This is a genomic window from Haliscomenobacter sp. (assembly GCF_040403615.1).
Lineage (GTDB): Bacteria > Bacteroidota > Bacteroidia > Chitinophagales > Saprospiraceae > Haliscomenobacter.
This window is the reverse complement of the sequence record NZ_JBBAKG010000017.1, coordinates 1-5026: the sequence shown is the minus strand read 5'-3', so window position 1 is coordinate 5026 and position 5026 is coordinate 1. Positions and strand designations below refer to the sequence as shown.

The 5026-nt window shown below is 49.4% G+C and carries 4 protein-coding genes; all 4 read left to right on the top strand.

The window, feature by feature from the left end; genetic code table 11:
* The first annotated feature begins 119 nt into the window (after nucleotides 1–119).
* The 4 genes from ABW391_RS07675 to ABW391_RS07660 all read left to right on the top strand — a co-directional run bounded on the left by ABW391_RS07675 (nucleotide 120) and on the right by ABW391_RS07660 (nucleotide 4946).
* Nucleotides 120–1037 carry a sugar phosphate isomerase/epimerase family protein gene (locus ABW391_RS07675; RefSeq protein ID WP_353481262.1) on the top strand — a complete coding sequence of 306 codons (918 nt, stop codon included), beginning with the start codon at nucleotides 120–122 and terminating at the stop codon, nucleotides 1035–1037.
* Between the two features lie 41 nt (nucleotides 1038–1078).
* Nucleotides 1079–2311 carry an MFS transporter gene (locus ABW391_RS07670; RefSeq protein ID WP_353481261.1) on the top strand — a complete coding sequence of 411 codons (1233 nt, stop codon included), beginning with the start codon at nucleotides 1079–1081 and terminating at the stop codon, nucleotides 2309–2311.
* Between the two features lie 25 nt (nucleotides 2312–2336).
* A complete protein-coding gene (locus tag ABW391_RS07665) occupies nucleotides 2337–3974 on the top strand; it encodes an FAD-dependent oxidoreductase (RefSeq protein ID WP_353481260.1) in 1638 nt (545 codons plus the stop codon).
* Between the two features lie 144 nt (nucleotides 3975–4118).
* The gene (locus ABW391_RS07660; RefSeq protein ID WP_353481259.1) at nucleotides 4119–4946 is read left to right on the top strand and encodes a hypothetical protein; all 828 of its coding nucleotides are present in this window, start codon (nucleotides 4119–4121) and stop codon (nucleotides 4944–4946) included.
* Nucleotides 4947–5026: the final 80 nt, after the last annotated feature.

The following is a 5026-nucleotide window of genomic DNA, read 5'->3' as shown; positions in this document are numbered from 1 at the left end:
CAAATATAAGGCTTGTGATTTGGAAAACAATAAATTGGTACAAAATCCGAAATCCATGATCCGAAAACAGGATCTTCCAAAATTTCTGGTGTAGTTTTAGGGGTAAATACACCTACACCATGCTCAACAAACGCGACCTTCTAAAAACCCTTGGCGCTGCCGGTATTGCTACCATGCTGCCTGCCGAAGTCCTGGCTTTGTCCACGCAGAAAAAAACCAAGTTTCGTTTTTGCCTCAACACCAGTACCATCAGCGGCCAAAAACTGGGCATTGTCAAGTACATTGAAATTGCTGCTGCCGCAGGCTACGATGGCATCGAAATTTGGCTACCCGATCTCAATACTTACCTCAAAGAGGGCGGCACCATGACTGCACTGGCCCAAAGGGTGAAAGATGCAGGGATTACCGTGGAAGACGCTATTGCTTTTGCCCCCTGGATGGTGGAAGACGATGCCCAACGCGATGGCGGCTTCAAACAATTGGAAGAAGAAATGAACCTCCTGGCCCAACTTGGCTGCAAACGGATTGCTGCACCACCAGCAGGGGTTAAAAAAGACCCGCCACTGGATTTGTTCAAGGCAGGTGAACACTACAAGCAGGCCCTGGATTTGGGTAGAAAAACCGGGGTGATGCCCCAACTGGAATTTTGGGGTGCTTCCGGCACCTTGTTTCACCTGGGCCAAGCAATGGCCGTGGCCGCAGCGGCCAACGATCCTGATGCCCGATTGCTGCCCGATATTTACCACTTGTTCCGTGGTGGATCTGGTTTTGATGGCTTGCGTTTGCTGAAGGGATCAGCCGTAGAGATTTTCCATTTCAACGATTTTGTACTGTCCAAACCCGTGGCAGAGCAGAATGACAGCGACCGCATTTACCCCGGAGATGGGGATGCGCCACTCGCCGCAGTTGTACAATTGTTGCGCGATATGGGCGGTCCAAAGGTCATGTCGCTGGAGCTTTTTAATCGAGATTATTGGAAGCAAGATCCATTGTTGGTGGCGAAGACAGGATTGCAAAAATTGCGGGCGCTGGTTTAATCTATTTCGTTTCTACCTCAAACTTCTAGCGCTCGTTGCCAATGAAAACACGCCACAAAGTACTCGCCATCTTAGTGTTGCTCTCCATCATCACCTTCCTTGATCGAGTGTGCATGAACGTAGTGAGCAAATATGTAAAAGCTGATCTTGAGCTTGACAACCAGCAGTTTGGGTACATTCTGGGCGCATTTTCCCTGGCATATGCCTTATTTGAGTTGCCAACCGGAATCCTCGGCGATCGCATTGGGCCACGCCGCATCCTGACACGGGTCGTTTTGTGGTGGTCTGCTTTTACCGCACTTACCGGATTGGCGTTCAATTTTGTGTATTTGCTGGTGGTGCGTTTTTTGTTTGGCATAGGCGAAGCGGGGGCTTATCCCAATGTCGGAGTGGCCATAGCGCGTTGGTTTCCGGCGCACGAGCGTGGTAGGGCGCAAGCGGCCATTTGGGCTGCAGCCCGAATCGGTGGTGCCCTCACCCCGCTGGTGGTCATTCCGCTGGTGCATGCGGTGGGTTGGCGCCTGGCATTTGTGGTATTGGGCGTGGTTGGCGCCGTTTGGGCTACGGTATGGTACCTTTGGTTTCGGGACGAACCCGCCGAAATTGCGGGCATTACCCCACAAGAAGTGGAGGAAATTGAGACCCAGCGGCAGGTCAATCAATCGCATTGGGTGGATTGGAAAAAAGCCATTGCGGAGCCCAATATTTTGTACTTGATGTTGATGTGCCACTTGTTTTTTTATGCGGCTTACTTTTTCACCAACTGGTCGGCTACCTACTTTCAGGAAGGCCGTGGGATGAGCGAGGAAGACACCAAAAAGTTCATTTCCTTGTCTTATTTTTTGGGCGCAATTGGCTGCCTGGTGGGTGGCTTTTTGAGCGATTGGCTGGTCAAAAAGCGCGGACTGCGCTTTGGCCGGCGCATTGTGGCTGGCCTGGGTCTGGGCATCTCCTCCTTGCTGTTTCTTTTTGCAGGGCTAACGCCAAACAACCAACTGGCCGGGTATCTCCTGGCCTTGTGCGTATTGTCCAAAGATTTGGCTTTGCCAGTAGCCTTCGTGACCTGTGTTGACATTGGCAAGCAAAATTCGGGTACAGTGACCGGAACCATGAATTTTGCCGGGCAATTGGGCGGTTTTTTCATCACCATCATTTTTGGGATCATCGTCAAACAGACCCACAATTTCGAATTGCCCTTGTTCCTGATTTCCGGGTGCCTGGCGGTCAGTGCCTTGCTTTGGCTCAAAATTGATCCAGAGAAATCGATTGGATAATGTTCATTTTTTCAAAACTCAATGCATGAGATACCTGCTTCTATCGCTCATCTTGTGGCAATCTGGCCTGCACCTGAGTTCCATTCAAGCCCAAAAAGCCGACGTCATCATTTATGGTGGCACTTCTGCGGCCATCATGGCGGCAGTACAAGTCAAAAAAATGGGCAAATCCGTGATCGTTGTGTCACCGGATACCCACCTCGGCGGCTTGTCTTCTGGTGGTCTGGGTTTTACGGATACCGGAAACAAGGAAGTCATCGGAGGGCTGGCGCGCGAGTTTTACCACCGGCTTTACGAACACTACCAGAAAACCGATTCCTGGAAATGGCAAGCCAAAGAAAGTTACGGCAACAAAGGCCAGGGTACACCCGCCATTGACGGCAACAACCGCACCATGTGGATTTTTGAACCACATGCCGCCGAACAAATTTTTGAGGATTTGGTCAAAGAAAACCAACTGCAGGTTTACCGCAATACCTGGCTCGACCGTTCGAAAACAGGAGTAAGCAAAAAAGCAGGCAAAATTACGGCCTTCCGCACCTTGAGTGGTCAGGTTTTTAGGGGCAAAATGTTCATTGATGCCACCTACGAAGGCGACCTAATGGCTGCTGCGGGGGTGAGTTATCAAGTGGGCAGAGAAGCTAATGCTGCCTACGGCGAAAAATGGAACGGGGTACAAACCGATGTTTTCCACCACGGTCACCATTTTAAATCAAAAATCAGTCCCTATAAGGTTGCCGATGACCCCAAAAGTGGCTTACTCCCAGAAATATCCCCGGAAGCGCCCGGCGAATATGGTCAGGCCGACAACAAAATTCAGGCTTACTGCTTTCGCATGTGCCTTAGCAACCACCCCGACAACCGCATTCCATTTCTCAAACCAGAGGGCTATGATCCTGCTCGGTACGAGTTGTATGCCCGAGTGTTTGCCAGTGGCTGGCGCGAGACATTTGACAAATTCGACCCCATTCCCAATCGCAAAACCGATACCAACAACCACGGCGCATTCAGTACTGATTACATTGGTAAAAACTACGATTACCCAGAGGCGACTTACGAAAGCAGAAAAGCCATCATCAAAGACCATGAATTGTACCAAAAAGGCCTGATGTATTTTTTGCAAAACGACCCCCGGGTGCCTGCCGACGTACACGAACAAATGCAGCAATGGGGCTTGCCCAAAGATGAATTTACCGACAATGGCAACTGGCCACACCAACTTTACATTCGCGAAGCTCGCCGCATGAAGGGCGCTTATGTGATGCTGGAAGCCGATGCACTGGGCAAATCGGTAGTGCCGCAACCCATCGGAATGGGCTCGTACACCCTGGATTCGCACAACATTCAGCGCTATGTAACCAAGGAAGGCTACGTCCAAAACGAAGGCGACATCGGCGTACACCCCGATAAGCCGTATTCGATTGCCTATGGGTCTATTTTGCCCAAAGAACAGGAATGCAACAACCTCCTGGTGCCGGTTTGTGTGTCCAGTACTCACATCGCTTACGGATCGATGCGCATGGAACCAGTTTTTATGATCCTGGGGCAATCGGCAGCTACTGCGGCGGTGCTGGCCATCCAAAACAAGGTAAGTCCCCAGCAACTTCCTTACACAAAGTTGAGCGCAAGCCTGATTCAAGACAAACAAATTCTTGAAAAATAAGCTTGATAATCAGGTCTAATTTTACTTAAGAAAAACCTAAAAAAACGTTAAAGGATTAAAAGTCAGTAACAATCACCATCGGAAATCGTCTTTGCATTGTCCCCAAAATTAAAAACCGATTTTCAAAACCTAAAAAAATTTCCGATGGTTAAGCAATCATTGTTTTCGACCCTGGGCCTGTTTGGCTTGCTTTTTCTGGCACTCAATGCCTGTAAAAAAGACGAACCCGTTGTAGCCAGCGAGGCGGATTCGGTTAAAATGGCAACCCTTACCCTCAAAAGCCAGCAATTTATTGGTACTTCTTTTGGCATCGCCACCCGTGGCGCAGCCGAGGTAGATGGATTGGTAAGCGGTACTCCCGATGTACGCACAAGCTGTGGCACCATTACGGTTACGCCAGCGGATTTGAAAACTTTTCCAAAAACCGTTGTGGTAGATTTTGGTACAGGTTGCACCGATGTGGATGGCAAAACCAAAAGTGGCAAAGTAACCATGACCGTTGGTAAAATCTGGGAGCCCAACTCACTCGTAACCCTGCAATACGACAACTACAGCGAAGATGGTGTAAAACTGGAAGGCAAATTCAGTTTCAGCAACAATAGTACACTTATTGCGGGTGTTTACCAGATCAAAGCCGATAAGGTAAAAATCACCGATACCAACAATGAATCCTGGACCTGGAGCGGGGTGCATGATTTCAAACAAACCAGAGGTTTTGCCTCCTGGTGGGACTGGACGGATGACGTGTACGACGTGATTGGAAACATCAATGTACTGTTCCCCAATGGCGAGACAGTTACCTGGAACATCGATTCGCCCCTCGTGAAGGCCAACAATTGTTACTGGGTAAGCAAAGGCCTGGGTGTGTTGAAGTTGAACGGCACCGATATTCAAGTGGATTATGGCGATGGCACTTGCGACAACAACGCGGTCATTACCTTAAATGGGAAAACGATAAACATCAAGTTGTAATTGGGCCTTTGAACCCAAGCGAAAAAGCCCGCAGTACACTCAAAAGACTGTGGGCTTTTTCGTTTGGGTTGAGTTTTTGC

Bases quoted from the DNA above. Each gene is read 5' to 3' on its own strand.
- ABW391_RS07675 (WP_353481262.1), top strand. From the start codon at position 120: ATGCTCAACAAACGCGACCTTCTAAAAACCCTTGGCGCTGCCGGTATT.
- ABW391_RS07670 (WP_353481261.1), top strand. From the start codon at position 1,079: ATGAAAACACGCCACAAAGTACTCGCCATCTTAGTGTTGCTCTCCATC.
- ABW391_RS07660 (WP_353481259.1), top strand. From the start codon at position 4,119: ATGGTTAAGCAATCATTGTTTTCGACCCTGGGCCTGTTTGGCTTGCTT.
- ABW391_RS07665 (WP_353481260.1), top strand. From the start codon at position 2,337: ATGAGATACCTGCTTCTATCGCTCATCTTGTGGCAATCTGGCCTGCAC.